7 protein-coding genes are annotated in these 16,184 nt (G+C 66.1%); all 7 read right to left on the bottom strand.

The genetic code is table 11. The features are described 5' to 3' along the window. Positions 1–8: 8 nt before the first annotated feature. Positions 9–620: a hypothetical protein gene (locus tag Q9246_RS20290; protein WP_306392536.1), complete on the bottom strand. Its 612-nt coding sequence runs from the start codon at positions 618–620 to the stop codon at positions 9–11. 100 nt (positions 621–720) lie between these two features. Beyond that, a complete protein-coding gene (locus tag Q9246_RS20295) occupies positions 721–8,151 on the bottom strand; it encodes a DUF4347 domain-containing protein (RefSeq protein ID WP_306392538.1) in 7,431 nt (2,476 codons plus the stop codon). Between the two features lie 301 nt (positions 8,152–8,452). Continuing rightward, entirely contained in the window at positions 8,453–9,781 is a 1,329-nt protein-coding gene (locus Q9246_RS20300; RefSeq protein ID WP_306392539.1) for an APC family permease, read from the bottom strand. A gap of 315 nt (positions 9,782–10,096) precedes the next feature. Next, positions 10,097–10,813, bottom strand: coding sequence for a helix-turn-helix transcriptional regulator (locus tag Q9246_RS20305; protein ID WP_306392541.1), 717 nt, complete (start codon positions 10,811–10,813; stop codon positions 10,097–10,099). A gap of 208 nt (positions 10,814–11,021) precedes the next feature. Further along, positions 11,022–12,536 (bottom strand): S10 family peptidase, encoded by a 1,515-nt coding sequence (locus Q9246_RS20310; protein ID WP_306392542.1) that lies wholly within the window; start codon positions 12,534–12,536, stop codon positions 11,022–11,024. 23 nt (positions 12,537–12,559) lie between these two features. After that, a complete protein-coding gene (locus Q9246_RS20315) occupies positions 12,560–14,644 on the bottom strand; it encodes an amidohydrolase family protein (protein ID WP_306392544.1) in 2,085 nt (694 codons plus the stop codon). After that, positions 14,641–16,080, bottom strand: coding sequence for a S10 family peptidase (locus Q9246_RS20320; RefSeq protein ID WP_306392546.1), 1,440 nt, complete (start codon positions 16,078–16,080; stop codon positions 14,641–14,643). Before Q9246_RS20320 ends, Q9246_RS20315 begins: the two co-directional genes overlap by 4 nt. Between the last annotated feature and the right edge of the window lie 104 nt (positions 16,081–16,184).

Raw genomic sequence — 16,184 nt, forward strand, 5'->3', positions numbered from 1 at the left:
CGGGCGACTCAGGCCGGACCGGGTCCGCCCTGCTCCGCCTTGGCGTCCATCACGGCCTGGTAGGCCTGCTCCAGCGGGACGCATTCCATCATCAGGTTGACCATCTCTTCGCGGTCCTCGAGCGTGAACGATGCATATCGGCCGCGGTCGGCCTTGAAGTCCTGGAAGATCGCTTCGCGCACCTCGGGCTCCTTCGCCTTGCACCTGACCGGCGGCGTGGCCAGGACCGTGGCTTCGGCAACGTAGATGGCGAGATTGTCCGGCGCCTGCGACCAGTCGAAGGCGGCCACGTCGAGCATGTCCTGTTTCCAGTTCCCCTTGTAGGCAGGACCCGGCTCGCCGCTCTCGTTGACCGCCAGGCAGGCCAGGTTCGGATAGCCGTGGCGCTCGCAGAAAGCCTTCACGAACAGCAGTTTCATGCCGATCCCGATCGGCACCGCACGCAGGATGACGGCGTCGTCGGAATGGACCTCGCGGCAGGCGGCCAGTAGCGCGCCGTATCGGATCGGCTGGCCGGGGTGCTCCGCCGCGTGCTTGACGAGCGCCTCGTAGAGGCGCGCGCCGACGTGGATGTCATTGATCGTGAATGGGCGGACGGCGTGCTTGTCGTTGGCGTTCATGTGGGCTTCCCTGATATGGAATTGCCATCATAGCGAAAATTTCCTGATCGCAACACATTCAGGCATGTCGGATTGTCTGTTTCAGGCACGCTGTCCGGTCCTAGATTGTCTCGATGCTGGTGTTGATCGTGCCGACCAGCTGGATCATCTCATCCGAATCGGCGATCCCCAGCAGCACATCGGCGCGCGTCGTCTGGCCGCCGGCCAGCATCGCGCTCCACTGCGCCGCCTCGGCCTCGCTCGGGCCGTGGCCCAGCGCCGTCTGGTACAGCGCGGCGACGAAGTGCGCGTCGTCCAGCGCCGCGTAGTGCGCGGCAGACTCCGAGGAAGCCAGGAAGCCCTGGGCCAGCGCGCGCATCGTCACGCCCGACTCGTGCATCGCGATCCAGAAATTCAGGCCGCCTTCGTCTGGCGCGCGGTCGAACAGTGCCTCGTACATGCGCACCAGGGTCGCCACGTCGCTGTGGTTGAAATCCATCTGCGCCGAGGACGGCATGGCCAGTTTCTCGGCCGAGTCGGCGAACGCCAGCGCAAGGCCGGCGCGGGTAACGGCGCCCTGTTCCAGCTGCCCGACCCAGAACGCCGCGCCTTCAGCGTCGCTGGCGCGGCCCAGCAGGCTCTCGTACAGCTGCTCGACGTAGCCGGCGTCGCCGTGCTGTTGTTCCAGCGCTTCGTTCGACCCCACGATGGCGGCGGCGATGTCCTGCATCGAGATGCCGGCGGCGTGCTGGCCGACCCAGAATTCGCGGCCCGCCGTATCCGCGGCGCGCCCCAGCGCCGCTTCGTAGAGGCGGCCGATGGTGCCGGCAGCCGAGGTGTCGGGCGTCCCGAACTGCATGATCTCGACGTCCACGATGGTGTCGATGCCGTCGGCGCCCGTCAATGCGGTCGCGACCAGCATGCCGTCCTTCATGCGCAGGCTGTAGTCGGCGCGCGCGCCACCGGTCAGCAGGACGGTATCGATGCCGCTGCCGCCGTCGATATGGTCGTTGCCGCCGCCGCCATGCACGGTGTCGTCGCCGGCACCCAGCATCAGGACCTGGTCGGCGCTGTCGCCCCACAGCTGTTGCGCACCATCGCCGCCGCTCACGTGCACGGCGCCGACGATGGCGGCAAAGTCGATATCCTTCAGTTGCAGATGTGTGCCGGCCGCGAGGCCGCTGCCGTCGATCACCAGCGCCGTCCGCACGCCGCCTGGCGCGGCAGGCTGGCCCATGATCACCAGCGGCTCGCCGACCGCCGTCCCGCCGGTCGTCGGCGTGATGCTGCGCACCAGTAGCGGCATGCCTGCCTCGAGGCCCCCGAGGTAGCCGGCGCCGCCATCGACCAGGCTGGCGCGGTCGGCCGAGCCGGCCGGCGTATGGGCCTCGATCTCGCGCACCAGGTCCGCCAGCGACTGGCCGGCCGTCGAGGGCGCGGCCAGGCCTTCGACCTGAAGGCCGAAGCCGGTCGGCAGCTGGACCGCCAGGATGTCCTTGCCTTGATACTGCGCCAGCGGGATGTCGGCCACCGCGCTGTCGCCCACGCTGTCGACGCGGTCCGGCTGGACCACGGGAATTGTGATGACCTGGCTGGTGCTGCCGTCGCCATTCTGCTTCGTGCCCGTCATGACCTTGACGCCGTCGACGGTCGCCGATCCCGGCGCCGGCGGCGTCGGCCGCGGTGGCTGCGGCGACGTCTCGTCCACGTCGGTGACGGTCACGGTGAGCGTCTGCGTCTCGCTGCCGCTCGCATCGGACGCCATGACTTCCACGACATAGGTATTGTTCTTCGCGCCGTCGCCCGCGTCGCGCGGATTCTCGTAGTCCGGCGCCGCCTTGAAGCGCAGCGCGCCGGTGGCGGCGTCGATCAGGAACAGGTCGGCATCGGCGCCGCCGGCAATCGCATACGTGACGCTGCCAAGCGCAGTGGCCGCGACGGTCGTCACGGCGACGCTGTTTTCTTCCATCCGCACGGCGGCGACCGTGGCGCCGCCATCGCTGGTGATCTGCGGCGTGATGATCGCCAGGCCGCCCGGATCGCTGATGCTGCCATTGACTTCGCGGTCGCTGTCGAGGGGGCCGCCGTCGGTCAGGTCGAACGTGACCTTGGTCTTGGCGCCGACCGTGGTGACGGACTTGGCGATGTTCTTCCAGGCGCCGCTATTGTCCTGCTTGTAATAGGCGTTGATCTTCAGGCCGGCGTCGACGTAGATCGCCATTTCGACGGTGCCGCCCAACGCGACGTTCCCGATGGTGAAATCGAGCTGGCCCAGCGGCAGCTTGACGCCGCGCGGCAGGCCGGCGGTCGGGGCCGCGGAGGCGCCCAGGCCGCTCAGCGTGAAGCCATCGGCGACGGCGAGCGTCGCGACCGGGTTGCCGGCGCCGACCGTCTGGATCGAACCGATATTGGCCTGCTCGCTGTCGGGCCTGCCGTCGTCGTCGATGTCTTCATCGACCACCACGTTCAGGAGCTGGCTGTCGCTGCCGCCCTTGCCGTCCGAGACGCCGACCCTGACCTCATAACCGTTGTCGGCGTTGGCGCCGGTCGCCAGCACGGGCGCCTGTTTGAACGTCAGCGCACCGGTCGCGGCGTCGATGGCGAACAGGCCGGCATCGACTCCGCCCTCGATGGAATACACCAGCGCGTCCTGGTCGGCGTCGCTCGCCTGCACGGTCGTGACGGCCGTCCTTCCTTCGGCCACCTTGACGGTCGCCTGCTCGAGGCCCTGGTTCGAGACGATTGCGGGCGCGGCGTTGAAGCTCGCCGTGTGCGTCGCGCCGCCGGTGTACCCCCCGTCCGCGATCGCGTTGCCGGCCAGGTCGGCGATTCCGGTGGCGCCGGCTTTCAGGTCCAGGCGCAGGCTGCCGTTGCCGGCGATGTCGGACACGGTGACCGTGTAGGCGTCGCCCGAGCCGGCAATGGATGCGATGGTCGCCGTCGCGCCGTCGGCAAGGTGCAGGACGAAGTCGTCCTGGCCAAGGCCGGTGACGGCCTCGCTCAGGGTCACCAGGAACTGCACGCTGCTCGCATCGGGCGCCGGCGTGCCGACGATGGCGATGGCGCTCACCGTCGGGCGCGCCGCATCGATGGCCGGGTTGCTGGCATCAAAGGCGCTGTCGGTATTGCCGACGTCATCGGTCGCGGTGACCTTGACGTTGCGCGGACCGTCGGGCAGCGTGGCCGCGACGATGGTGTAGCTGGCCGTCCACTTGCCGTCCACCAGCGTGGCCGCCACCTCCAGGGCGCCGCCGAACTGGCTGAAGTCCATCGCCACGCTGGCGGTGTCGGTGGTGACGACGCCCGGCGTCCAGGTGGCGGTGACGGTGTCGCCGATCCGGTAGCTGCCGTCCGCGCCGGTGGGCGTGCCGGACAGCGCGATCGCGGCGTCGCGCACGAACGGGACCCGGCTATCGAGGCTGATGTCGTCGCGCACGACGATCCAGGTATCGTTGCCGGCATTGTCGACGACGGTGACGGCGACGTAGGCATTGGTGTCGTCGAAGCCGCTCGCGCCGACCGGCAGGCTGGCCGTCCACTTGCCGTCGACCCAAGTGGCGGTCACGCTGTCGCTGCCGCCGAAGTCGCGCAGATCGAAGGCGACCAGGGCGATGTCGACGTTCGCCTCGCCGGTCCAGGTGACCGTGATGGTGTCGCCGATGCGGAAGGTGTCGTTGGCCCCGGTGGCGCCGGACACCGTGAAGGCGCCCGCGTTGACGGCGGGCTTCTCGGTATCGGCGCTGATATTGACCACATTGCTGGCGGTGCCGTCATTGCCGGCGGTATCGCGGTAGACGCCGGCTGCCAGGGACACCGAGCCCTCGACACTGGCCAAGCCCCCGGTTGGCGTGAAGGTCGCTTGCCAGGTCTTGTTGTCTTGCGAGACCGCGTGCAGGTTCGTGAGATTGCCGCCGCTGAAGCTGATGTCGCCGCCGGCCAGGTTCGCGGGCGCTTCGGTGAACGTGAAGGTGATGGTGGCGCTCTCGCCGGCCTTGAGGCTGTTCTTGCTGGCGGAGATGGAGACGCCAGGGGCCAGCGTGTCGCCGGTGATCAGCGTGGGCGCGGCGCTGGCGATATTCTCCTTGCCGTTGGCGCTGAACTTGCCGGCGCCGATCGAGATCGCGGCCTGCAGGTCCTGCGTGTCCGCGCTCGGGGTGAAGGTCGCGGTGTACACACGGGCGTCGCCGGTGGCCTGCAGGTTGTCGACCGTGCCGCCGGCAACCGTGAGGTCGTCCAGTTCGAAGCCGGTCGGCGCGGCGCTGAAGGTCAGCGTCAGCGTGGCCTGCTGGCCGGTCTTGACGGTCTGCAGGTTGCTGGAGATCGACAGCGACGGGCTCGATACCACGGAGATGTCGACGTCCGCATTCGAGGAATAGCCGCCGGCGCCATCGCCCAGGTTGACGCGCACGGTGCGCGTGCCGTCATAACCGGTGGTGGAAAAGGTCAGGTGGCGCAGCAGCGTCGCGATGGCCGCCGGCGTGGCATCGGCGTTCAGGTCGATGGTGACGCTGTATGACCTGGCCGAGTCGGCGACCGTGCCGATGACCTTGCCGTCGATCGTGATCGCGCTGCCAGGGGCGAAGGAAGACAGGGCCGCGGTGCTGGCGCCGCCTTGCAGGCCGAGCGTGTCTTCGGGGTTGCGTCCGGCGGAAATCCTCATCGACAGCGTGCCGCCGGCGAAATTGGCGTTGTCGCTGTCGGCGACGACGGCGTTCGCGCCGAGGTCGACCAGGATCGGCGCGCTACCGGCGATCCAGGTCTGGTCATCGCCATGGTCCAGGTTCGAAATCAACGGTGCGTCGTTGACGGCATCCACGGCAATCGTCCAGTTCACGCTACTCGTCGATTGCGGCGACGTGGCGCCGGCCGTGGTGGTGTCGACGGTCACGCGCGTTTCGGTGAGGCCGTTCCACCGGGACGACATGCCGGTCATGCTGGCGTCGGTCGCGTACACCGTCAATGCACCCGGCGTGCCGGCGTAGCCCGCCACCGGGACAAAGCGCACATGGGCGCTGGCGCCGAGCATCAGGGCGGCCCTCGGCGAGACGCTGCCGATCTCGTGCCAGTGCTGTCCGCCGTCGCTCGAGTATTCCCAGCGACCCTCGGTAACCGGGTCGGCGCCGTCGGCGCTGATGACGACTGAGGTCGGACCGGTGTCGCTGGCGTCCACGTCCGCATAGCCGGACGCGAGGATCAGGTCGCCGACGCGGTCGCCCGGGTTCGTCGCCGTATCTTCCTGGATCGCGGTGAGACCGGTGTCGCGCGCCAGCGTCGGCTGGTCGTTGACGGCGCTCACGTTGACCTTGACCTGGACCGGCGTGGCCGAGACGGCGCCGCCGTCGTCGCGCGCGACGACGGTGAAGGCGTCCAGCGCGGTGGCGCCGAAGCCGTTGGCATCGGCGGCGGGCGTCCAGAACGCCAGGTGGGTGGCATCGATGACGTCGTTGCTGCCGGCCGCCCAGGCGGTGGCGCTGGCGGGATCGAGGCCGATCTTCAGGACGCCGCTGCTGACGGCCCTGACGACGAAGGCGGTCACGCTGCCGTCGCTGTCGCTTTCGTTGCCGGCGGCCCGGAGGTCGGAGAAGGAAACGCTCTTCACGGTATCCTCGATCCCGCCGGCCAGCGCGCTCATGCCGGTAAGCGTCGGCGCTGCATTCGCGGCGCCCGTACTGAAGCGCACCAGCTCAGGATCGTCCTGGCCGACCCGCACCAGGGTGGTGAAATCCAGCTTGCCGAACACCATGCCGTCGGCATCGGCGAACGCGTGGGTGTCGAAGGTCAGGTAGAAGGTCGCATTCTCGGTCAGGTTCGCGGCCGGGTCGATCGTGATCTCGCTGGTGCCGCTGCCGGAAACGGCGGCGCCGGTCGCGGCGATGGTGGCGACGACGGCGCCGTCGGATGCGCGGTGGATGTAGATGTTGCCGGCGCCCGCGAATACCGGCTCGCTGAAGCGCAGCACGATGTCGGCATCGGGCGCGACGGGCGTTGCGCCGTCGGTGACCGAGGACCCGGTCAGCGTCGGCGCCGCGCCGGGCATCTCGAGGTAGATGTCGTTATTGGTGCTCGACCTTTGCGCGTACAGGTCGAGGTCACCGTCGCCGTCGAAATCGACGGCCCGGAACTGGCTCAGGTTCAGGCTGGCCGTCAAGGGGACGGTGATCTTCGTCGACGCCGCAAACGCGCCGCCCACGTTCTCGTAGAACAGGGCCTGGGCGGCAATGCCGTCCTTCTGGACCAGCAGATCCAGGTCGCCGTCGCCGTCGAAATCGCCGGCGAGGAACAGGTTCGCCAGGGATGCGCCGGTGAATTCCGGGACCGGGTTCGGCGCCACGGTGAAGGCACTGCCATCGTTGCGCAGGTAGATATCGTTGACGATGGCGGTGTCGCCGTTCTGGTTTTCCACCGGCTGGTAGTAGTCGAGCAGGCCGTCGCCATCGAAATCGACGAGCTTGCCGAGGTCCAGCGACGCCCCTGGCGCCGCGGGGAACGTCACCTTGGTCGATTGCACGAAAGTTCCGCCGACGTTTTCGTAGAATACCGGGGCGCTGCCCGGGCCATTATCCTGGCGCAGCAGGTCCTCGTCGCCGTCGCCGTCCAAATCGCCGACAAGGCACAGCGTAGTGTTCGACGCCAGCGTGTATTCGGGAACGGGAGGGGTGGCGCTGGAGAAGGTGCCGCGGTCGTTGACCAGATAGATGTCGGCCCGGCTGCCTTGGAGGGGCAGGTAGATATCGACATCGCCGTCGCCGTCGAAGTCGACCAGCCTGACGGCGGCGAGGTTGGCGTCGACCAGTTCGGCGATCGTCGTCGCCGACTCGGTCAGCACGCCATTGTCGTTCACGAATAGCACCCCGGCGCTGGCGGCGCCCCAACCGGTCTGGCGGATCAGGTCCATGTCGCCGTCGCCGTCGAAATCAGCCACCAGCGCCGTCGATGACGTGCCGGTGACGAATTCCGGGTAAGGCGCCGGCGCGATGCGGACATACGCCCGCGACGCCGCGTCCAACGCACCGTCCAGCGCCGCCAGCGCGGATTGCGGCACCAGGTTGGCGGCGTCGATGGCGCCGGTATGGTATTCCAGTACCCAGTTGCCGCCCAGTGCCGCATTGCTGCTGCGGTCAAGCGATGCGGCGACGTCGGCGCCGGTGGCCGCAGCCAGCGCCTCGACGAGCGCGCGGCCATCGTCCGATGCGGCGATGTCGCAGCCGTACAGCAGCAGGTCGGCGCCGGGCGCCAGTGCGTCACGGATTTCCGACAGTTGCGTCATGAAGCCGCCGATCGTGTCGACCGTCAGTTGCGTGCTGCCGAGCGACAGCGTGCCAGCGGCGCCGTGGCTGACGATGCCGACCGATGCGATGCCGGAGCGGCCTTCGAGGGCGGCGGCGAGCTGGGCGAATCCGTCTTGTTCGCTATCGATGTAGATGGTCTCGGTGCCTGCCGGGAGGGCTGCGGCCAGCGCGGCGTGGCCGGAGACGGCGCGGTCGATGAAGACGATATGGGCGTTGGTGGCTGCGGGCTCGGTGGCGGCGGTCGGCGGGACGGAACGGGTCATTGGGAATCTGGCAAATGGGGTAGATTCCGGACTGTAGTTCGCTAAGTTCTATTGAGCAACATTATTCGTTCAAAACTTGTTAATCGAGGGGAAGTTGTCGAAAAGCTGCCACAGGATATCGTTGGGCATTGACAGGATGTTCATGTCGGATTATCCGGATTCGATCGGGTTGACGTCATGAGTATGCGCTGGCGGCGCACGCTGCAGGCGCCAGCAAGGCTGCAAGGCTCCGAACTCGATACCATGCCTGGCACCATCCTCGAACAAGCTCTCCGCCGACCTATTCCCGGGCGCTGCGGCGTTAGCGGGAAGCTGTCGTGATGCCGGGCTGCCGCCCGCTCCGCCTGAACAGGTACAGGGCCGCCCCAAGCGCACCCCAAATGCCAAGCGCTGCATAAGGACGCCAGTCGGTCTCGAAGCCGACTGCAACCAGGCCGACCGCCATGCAGGCGCCGATGCCAGAACACCACAGCACGCCAGCCCGGCTCAAGCCGAAGCCGTCAGCCAAGCCGGGATCGGCACGCAGCGCGATCCGCGCGCACAGGCAAATGCAGAAGTATTTGACCAGCGTGGGTATGCCGATGGCGAGGAACAGGAAGGTGAGTTCAGTCGGCAGGAGCAATCCGGCGGTCGCCAGCGCGAACACCGTCAGGCACGCGATGTGAGGCGTATTCCAGCGTGGATGAACGCGCGCGAATACCGCTGGCAACGCGCCCGTCCGCCCCATGGCGTAGAGGCTCCGGCTGAATACCATGAAGATCCCGTTCATCGATTTCAGGATTGCCATCAGCGCTGCCGCAACGACCAGTGGCTTTCCGTATGGTCCGAGCGCCACGAGAGCGGCATCCACGATCGGCGCCGTGCTCAGGCCCAGCGCTGGTGCGCCGAGCAGGCCGAGACAGGTGACTGCGACCAGCAGATAGACAGCCACGGCCGAGACGATGGACAGGACGATCCCCCGTGCCACCGTCTTGCGGCTATCGGCGATCTCGTCCCCCAGCTCGGTGGCCGATTCGATGCCGAAGAAGAGATTGATCAGCAGGGGCAAGGCGGCCAGCACGCTCATCCAGCCATACCCAAGCAACGGTGTCACGCGTTCCGCCTGCCACTCTCCACCGCTCAGGCCAGACAGGCAGAACACGGCGAACAGGCACAGCAAGCCGCCCATCATGTACTTCTGCACATTCGACGCAATGCCGATGCCAGCCAGATTGGCGACGCCCAGCACGACGAACGACAGGAACATCGTCAGCTTTTCAGGCACCGGCACCAGCATCGCCAGGTAACGCGTCATCACCAGGGCCAGGATCACGAGCGCACCGGTATTGGCGGCGATGCGCAGCCACGAGACGGCGAATGCGACCGCCGGACTGATATACCGGCGCGGCCATTCGTAGGAAGCGCCCGAAGTCGGCAGCACCGTCCCCATGAACGCATAGGCCACGGCGATGAATCCCATCGGCAGTGCCGCGACGACGACTGCCACCAGCAGACCGGTGCCGGCAAGCCGGGTCGCTTCGCCGAGCGCGGAAAAGATCGAAACGCCCATCGCCGACCCGAGACCCAAGGCTATGACTGCCCACAGATCCAGGTTACGCCGCAACCCCTGATTCTTTACCGCCTGTCCCATGCGCTTACCCTCAAATCAAACTGGTGACATGAGGATACACAACGTTTTGTGTATTAGCTACACTTTTTGTTGCATACGGTTGGAGATATCATCGTGCCGGTTTCCAGTCCATCAGGGCTGGCGCTGCGCTCCCCCGGATGGCAGGACCGGGATCGACCGAAAACGGGACCAGCTCCAGGCCTTGACATCTGCATCTGCAAGGCGTGCCGCAAAAAAAAGGGCAAGTGCAGGCTGCGCTTGCCCTCCCCGGCCCGCATGTCGCCAGCCACCGTGAACTTCGTGTGGCACGACAAACGCAAATGGCCAACCGGTTCTCTACGCGGTGCCGGCGTTTTCCTGCCGCAGGGCCTCGAGATAGTTGTAGATGGTGTAGCGTGAAACGCCCAGGGCGCCTGCCGCCCGTTCGACGCCGCCTTTCACGATGAACAGGCCGCGCTGCTGCATGGTCTGCACCGCGAGCGTTTTCTCACGCTTGTTCATCAGCCCAACCGGCTTGCCGTAGCGGCGCACCGCGTCACTGATAATCTCGTGCATAAGCACGTCCATTTCAGGTTTCTCCGGCTCCGGCTGCGTCGCCGGCAGCACGGGATGCAGATATTGGCCAAGCCAGGCATGTGCCATTTCAAAATTGGACATGTCGGCGTTCAGGCACAGGGCCAGGAACGGCTCGCCGCTCGTATCACGGAAAATCACGGTGCCTGATTTCAAGGTACGGCTATCCCCGGTCACCGTGGTGTAGCCCTCGATGATCGAGTGTACCGGCGCGCCGCGCATGGTCAGGGCCTCCTTCGCTTCGACGAATCCCTTGTCCTGCTTGGGACCGTTGAGAATCGACGCGCCGACGACCCGGCCGGATACGTGCCCGTTGGCGATCGCGATGACAGACGATTCGGGCTTGGTCAGGTCGTGCAGCACCACTTCGATGTGGGGGCCGACGATCCCTCCAAGCATCGTGACAATGGGCTGAAGGCTGTTCAGGACGGTTTTTCGCTCAGCGATGATTTCCGGTGTCAGTTTGCGTCTTGGAGCCATGGCAGGTTTCGGCAGTACAGTGGATTGGCCCATTCGGTATTAGCGGCAGATTGTCGATGTATTGTAAGAACGGGGGCCGCGTCCGGCAATCCTGTCACCGGAAAAAGATGACATCTCCGACGTCATGTCAGTACACCGCGTAAATGTAGCACAGCGGACGACCCCATTCGATCATGGCTCGGGTACATCATGCGCCCAACGTCACGACTCATCGCGGCGGAGATTTGTCGGCATGCGCCACGAAAGCTCGGATATCGGCCGACAGCGCGCGCCGCGGTCCATCCCCGAGGTAAGGCATATGGCCTGACGCGTAATGGGCGAAGGTCGTCCTTTCGAGCGGAATTCCCGCGTGATCGACGGTGTAGCGGGCCTCGCCCAGCGTCGTCGCCAGATCATACAGCCCGGTACCGACGAACAGGCGCAGGGACTGGTTACGCCGCATCGCCACCGCCAGATCCTTCGAGAAGTCGCTGTTCGGCGCAATTCCAGCCCCCGATCCATAGTCCCACCGCCCATTGACATCCCGGAACGAGATGACCTGGTAGGGCAAATCGATACTCACGCCGAGATCGTCGCGCAGGAACTGGTTGAATGTCGCCACGAAGGCGGGAACATATTGTCCCATGGCCGGATCGTCCGCGACCGGATCGTTGCCACTCGATGCGAGCGGCAGCGTGTAGCGCGCATCGTACATGCCGAGCTGCTGGCCTTTGTCTGCCAGCAGCGACTTGGCGAACTGGCCGGTGCCGACGCGAAGATTCTGTGCATCGATGGCACTTGCAGGTAGTCCGGTCAGTGCCGAAAGTTCGCGCACGACCGCGCTGCGCTGCGCGGCAGGGATGCCACTACCCTGGTAAAGCGCATTCAGGTAATCCGTCGAGGCAAACTTGCGCGCCGCCTCGGCCTGCACCTTCGGATCGCAGGGCGCCGGTACCCGCCCAAAATAACATGCCGTTGCCGCCAGCGTGGGCAGTGCGTTGACGTAGGAGAGGTCGTCGTTGCCGGTCATGCGCATGGCCTGGCCAAGCATGATGACGCCGTCCAGCGTGATGCCGTTCATCGCGCCGGTCTCGGTCGGCCCGCCGGCCAGATAACGCGCCACCATCGCAGCCCTGATGGTGCCATAGCTCTCTGCCAGCAGGAATTTGGGAGAATTCCAGCGCCCGTGCCGGCGCAACCAGTCCTCGATGACGCCGGCCGTCGCCTTCGCGTCGGCCTTGACGCCATAGAATTGCTCGGGTTTCCCGTCAGGCAGGATGCGGCTCAAGCCGGTGCCGGGCGTATCGATCAGCACGATGTCGGCGACATCGAGCGGACTCTCGGCGTTATTTACGGTCCGAAACGGTGGAACGGTCCGCATGGCGGGCGGATCTGCAATATCCACCCGCTTCGGTCCGACAAAACCGATATTGAGCCAGATCGATGCCGAGCCCGGCCCACCGTTGAACACGAACAGCACCGGCCGCTGCACGCCCTTGGGCACATCGGAACGGACATAGCTGATGGTATAGATGCTTGCAGCGCGCTTCCCTGCCCCGTCGAGCGCGAAGAATTCCTCTACCGTGGAGCGGTAACGAACAGCTTTCCCGCCGATGCTCGCCTGGCCGTCCGCGACGAAACGCTGCCCCGCCTCTCCAGCCGGGCTCGCTGCCGACGCGATGCCCATCGATGCGAGGGCGATCGCGCACACGCCGACAATATTCCTGATCATGATTTTCTTCATCCGGTATTTTCCAGTGCTGGTAACTAGTGCAGTTCGTGCCCGAACAGTGCCGCTGGTGGCGCGCTCGCCTTGTCGTCATCAAGGGGACGCGGCAGCGTGATCGCGGGAGGTGTGCTGAACGGGGTGATATTGAGGGCGGTATGGATCTCAGATGGGAAATAGATCGCTCCACCTTTCATGACCATGCGCGGCCGTTTGATGGCGCTCACGTCCTCGAGCGGATTGCCGGCCACCAGCACCAGGTCGGCGAGCTTGCCGCGCTCGAGCGTCCCAACGTCGTTGGCGCGCTGGAGGTACTCGGAGCTGCCGAGCGTGGCCGCGCGCAGTGCCGCGGCACTGCCCATGCCGGACCTGGCGTAGAGTTCGACTTCACGCAGCAGCATGAAGCCGTTGGGATCGTCGGTCCCCGGCAACAAGGGGATCCCATTGCGATGCAGCATGTCCATGACCTCGAGCATCTTGTCGACGCCCTTCCCGTACGCGGCATCGTCAGCCGCACTCTTGAGCGGTACATAGGTACGTTTCAGGTAGCGCTGGTAGCCGATCGGAAGGTGGCCGATGAAATCGCGATTCCAGTCGGACACCTCGCCGGCACGGCTCATCATCAGCCGCTCGAGGATGCTGGCCGTGGTGTCGACCGATGTGCGATGTTCTTTCATCAGCGCGACTGTCCGCTGGACGCGCGGCGACCCCAGGTCCAGGTCCGCCGTGCGCGCCATCGCAGTCAGGCGCAGCGGCGAGCGGGTGTCTTCCCCCGGATTCAGCACCCACCCGAGTTCAAGCTGGTTCAGGTGGGCAATGCTGTCATAACCTTCCGCGATCACGCGGTCCGGGCTGCTGAAGGCCGGTACGTGACCCGATACGCGCAGGCCGAGCCGATGTGCCTCGGCGGCGATCGGCTTGACCAGGTCCGGATTCATCGAGTTGTACAGCTTGACCTCGAAGTAGCCGCGATCGGCGTACCAGCGCACCGCCCTGAGCGCTTCTTCCAGGGTGGAGATGACGAAGCCGTAGCGCGCCGAATAGGGGCTCCTGCCTTCGATGAAGCCGCTCGGGGTGATCCGCGCGCCGGCGATGTCGCCGCTATCGACCAGCGGCAGGAAGTCCAGCAGGAAGGCGTTGTTATTGCCCATATCGCGCGTGGACGTCACGCCGGCGGCCAGGTTGTACAGGCCGGAGGTCAAGGTGGTGTGCGCATGCATGTCGTGCAGTCCGGGGTAGACCACGCCACCGGCGCCGTCGACGATCACCTGGTCCGGGGCGCTGCCGCCATCGCCGGGCAAGACTTGCGTGATGCGGTCGCGCCAGACCACCAGCGTCGACAACGGCCCGACGGTGCCTGTGCGCGGATCGAATACATGGACGTTGCGCAGACGGACGGGAGCCTTGTAACGGTGCGTGATGCGGGCACTGATCGTCTTCACCCGCTCGATCTCCAGGTCGCCACCGAGCTTGAGCAAGGCAGCGGCCTGCGCCTCATGGCCCTCGCGCACGGCGACGCTGCCGGCATCGAAGGTCGCGAACAGCCGGTTCTCGCGATCCAGGATCAGATAGCCAGGCTCCATCTGCACGCCATCGATCCGGTAGACCACCACCGGAATCGACTTGGCGCCGTGGCCGATCGCCATGTCGCGCAAGCGGACCAGCGACAGCTCGCCCGAGGGCAGCACGTCGAGCTTGCGGTCCTTGCGGGCCAATGCCGCACGGGCATAGACGCCCAGCGCCCATGGGCTGCCATCGTTGACGATGTACAGCGCCGGCTTCGCGGCGGCACGCTCGCCCTTGTCGGCCTGGCTCGACCACTGCGCCTTGCCCGCCGACCACGTGAATCGCTCGTCGACCGCCCCACCCATCAGTGAGGTGCCCTGCACCTGCCAACGGGTCGGTATGCCATCCTGCCCCAGTACGATCTCCTCCCGGTGCTTCGGACCGCGACCGTTGTTGTCGACGCGATAGTCGACCGAGACCCTGGCCCCGTCGGTCACGGCCACGATCGTGCCCACCTTCTCGCCATTGCTGACGATCGACAGCCGCTCGGTCGTCTGGGCGCCCGCCAGCGGCGCAACGCAAGCCAGGAGCAGCAAACTCCACAGATGGGCGCGCATCATTGGCCTGCCTGCTGGAGGGTTGGCAGGGGTGCGCCGGTGACCAGTTTACGCACATCGTCGGCGATCCTGGCGGCGGCGCTGTCAACGGTGTAGGCCATATGCCCACCGTCGTAGAAGCGCAGGGCGACGCGGTCGGCCGGCCATCCGGACTGGGTGCGCAGGTAATCGGCGGCGCCGATGGTCGTCTGCGTGTCATAGTAACCGTTCCCGATCAACACCCTGAAGTTCGGATTCAAGCCCATCAAGCGGGTAATGGCGTCGCCATATGGCCAGCTGTTGAAGGGCGAACTGCCATCCCAGCCCCATCGTTCCAGGCCCTTGCCGACTGACATCGGCTGGTAGGGCTGGTCCCACGTCACGCCGAGGTGCTGCCTCATGTAAGACTTCCACAGCTGTTCGTAGGCGATGGCGATCCGGTCCGACGGGTCTGGCGTGGCCCCCTTGTCCGTGACCGGCGCCGTGTAGCGCGCGTCATTGCGGCCCAACAGCAGGCGTCGGTCCTTGAGCAGTTCGAGCCTGAACTCCTCCTTGGTAATCCGCAGGCCGTGGGCGATATAGTAGGAAGCAGGAATCCCGCTGATCTGCTCGAGACGCTGGGCCACGGCGCGCCGTTCGCCGTCCGGCAGATCCGTTCCCTGGAACAGGGCGCGCAAGTAGTCGGTCGCGCCATAACGCTGGGCCTCGCCGATGAACTGGTCGAATGTCTTGCCCTTGCGGTCGACCTTCCCGTGGTACCAGGCAGCCGCGGCCAATGTCGGCAGCGAGACGGCATAGCTGATGATGTTGTTCGGCCGCTGTGAATACTCGACGATGTTGACGGCCTGGCCAAGCAGGAACACCCCGTCCACCAGGACCGGCTGCGGCATGGAGGCAAGCTGGTCGATGACCTTTGGCGCACGCACCGTTCCATAGCTCTCGCCCATGATGTACACGGGCGAAGCCAGGCGGCCGTGGGTGGCGAGCCAGCGCTGGATGAATCCGGCCACCTGCTGCGCATCGGCCGTGACCGAGTGATACGCATTCTCGGGCGTGCCTGGCAGCCGCTGGCTGAAACCGGTATCGGCAGGATCGATGAAGACCAGGTCGACGGCGTCCAGCGGCGACAGCGGATTGTCGATCAGGCGGTAGGCCTCCAGCCCTGCATCCAGGTCGCTCGGCGCGGCGACGCGCTGCGGGCCGAACACGCCCAGGTGCACCCAGATCGACGCCACGATGGGGCCGCCGTTGAACAGGAACATGACGGGCCGCCTGGCGGCGGCGCCATCGGCCTGACGCACATAGGCAAAGCTGACCACGCGCGCGCCGCCCTTGCCGTCGACGGCGGGCACGTCGATCGCCTCGACCGTGCTGGTGTAGGCCATCCGCACGCCATTGAACGTGCCGTGGTGCTGGACCGCCACCGGCGCCGGCAGGGGCGCTGCTGCCAGGGAAATCAATGGGGCGCATATGCCAAGGACTATGACGGTCTTGTGCATGCGAGCGAAGAACTCGGGTAGTCGATTCATCTGTGTCATGTCGAAAAGGTGGTTCGTTGGTCGGC

Origin of the sequence: Telluria beijingensis, assembly GCF_030770395.1 — a bacterium.
GTDB lineage: Bacteria > Pseudomonadota > Gammaproteobacteria > Burkholderiales > Burkholderiaceae_D > Telluria > Telluria beijingensis.

Bases quoted from the DNA above. Each gene is read 5' to 3' on its own strand.
- Q9246_RS20290 (WP_306392536.1), bottom strand. From the start codon at position 620: ATGAACGCCAACGACAAGCACGCCGTCCGCCCATTCACGATCAATGAC.
- Q9246_RS20295 (WP_306392538.1), bottom strand. From the start codon at position 8,151: ATGACCCGTTCCGTCCCGCCGACCGCCGCCACCGAGCCCGCAGCCACC.
- Q9246_RS20300 (WP_306392539.1), bottom strand. From the start codon at position 9,781: ATGGGACAGGCGGTAAAGAATCAGGGGTTGCGGCGTAACCTGGATCTG.
- Q9246_RS20305 (WP_306392541.1), bottom strand. From the start codon at position 10,813: ATGGCTCCAAGACGCAAACTGACACCGGAAATCATCGCTGAGCGAAAA.
- Q9246_RS20310 (WP_306392542.1), bottom strand. From the start codon at position 12,536: ATGAAGAAAATCATGATCAGGAATATTGTCGGCGTGTGCGCGATCGCC.
- Q9246_RS20315 (WP_306392544.1), bottom strand. From the start codon at position 14,644: ATGATGCGCGCCCATCTGTGGAGTTTGCTGCTCCTGGCTTGCGTTGCG.